The 1552-nt window shown below is 51.2% G+C and carries 2 protein-coding genes; both read right to left on the reverse strand.

All coding sequences use genetic code 11. The features are described from left to right. On the reverse strand, positions 1-323 hold a 323-nt coding region (locus BOW51_RS11495), incomplete at its 3' end, for a hypothetical protein (RefSeq protein ID WP_217349044.1). Positions 324-1273: 950 nt separating this feature from the next. Then, on the reverse strand, positions 1274-1552 hold a 279-nt coding region (locus BOW51_RS10685), incomplete at its 5' end, for a chromo domain-containing protein (RefSeq protein WP_217349045.1).

Here is a 1552-nt window from a genome sequence, read left to right on the forward strand (position 1 = left end):
TTGGCGTACACGTCGATTTGAGACCAGAGACTCTGTAGGGGGAGATTGATGATTCCCGTCTTTTCGTCTTTACCTAACACACTCCCGTCCGCTTTGAGGATTCGCGCTTTCACGTAGAGCCTCGATCGTTGTAGGTCGATGTACTCGTTTCCCTGATTCGGGACGGATATTTCTACCGGGGCATCTTCGGTGTGATACGCGGCGACGGGACGACATTCCGAAAAATAGACTTTTTGAACGGCCACTTGATTGAACGCTTCCTTAAACACGAGTAGAGAATCGGGGATGGCCACCTCTTTCAACGATTCACTGAGAAAAGACATGCTTACTGGAAATTATGAGTTTTCTCGGACTTCTTACTCTTGACCGTTTTCTTGGCGGGAGGTTTACGCGAGACGGGTTTCTTGGTGGAGGGTTTACGCTTGACGGGTTTCTCGACGGAGGGTTTACGCTTGCCTGAGGGTTTAGACTCGACGACTTTCTCGACGGATGGTTTACTCTTGCCCGAGGGTTTAGACTTCGTCTTTTCGACTCTACTCTTCTTTACGACCGAGGTGATTCCCGGTGACGCATGCGCGAGACTGATCGGTCTCGCTCTCTTCGTTCCTTTTATAGCTTTCTGGAGGGGGACGTGCGGATCCCCGTCTCGTACGGCCTGACGAAATTCGACCGCGGCCCGTTCCTCCACGGCTTTCATGGGAGTGACTCTAGCCAGGGGTACGGCGTAGCGTTTTCGACGCCCTCCGGTCTGACGCGGTTTATAGTTATTCGTATCGATCTTACCGTCCAAGAGATCGCGGTAGAAAGACGTCCACGTATCGGGATTAGAGATATAAGTCGAACCGATCATCGTTTTTTCAATGCGAGTGTCACCGTGACCTTTCCTCCAAGGAATGAAGCGGGGGCGCCGTCGCGGTCCTTTATATAGACGTGGACCTCCGTCGCGTGACCGAGTTTGACGGGGACGGCGTACGGGAGAGAATAGATTTCGGTTCCGGCTCTCTTCATGCAGACGCGTCGCAAGAGGGGTAGCTCCGTCTCGCCCACCACGCTATCGTCGCAGAGATTACAATACACGTAGAATTCCGATGGTAATTTTCCAGATGCGACGGAAAATTCCAAGAGAGATATCGTCCACTCTCCGCGTAAATCTAACGGTTTGGAGAGGTACACGCGAAAGTCGTGTGATTCATTCTCGGGATAACGAGTTTTACTATCGGTCGACGAGAGGACGTACGTGGCCATGTCTAGTCACTGTTCGGTTGTGTGTTCCTTATATAGGCCCGTCGAGCCCACGCAGATCCTCTTCTCCGATCCACGAATCGTATTTGGGATCCCAGCCTTTCCATCGGATCAGATACTCTTTTTTCCCTCGTCTCTTGCGGTGACGTAGTACTTTCTCGACGAGATAGGTTTCCTGTTCCGTGGCTCTATGCAATTGATTCTGATAGAACGTACCGCGAACGATTTCACCCGAATAATCTTTGAGTTTGTATTGGGGAATTTCTTCCCTCGCGAAACGCTCCGTCACTACGAATAATTCTCTAGACCA

This window comes from Solemya elarraichensis gill symbiont, assembly GCF_002021095.1.
Lineage (GTDB): Bacteria > Pseudomonadota > Gammaproteobacteria > Chromatiales > Chromatiaceae.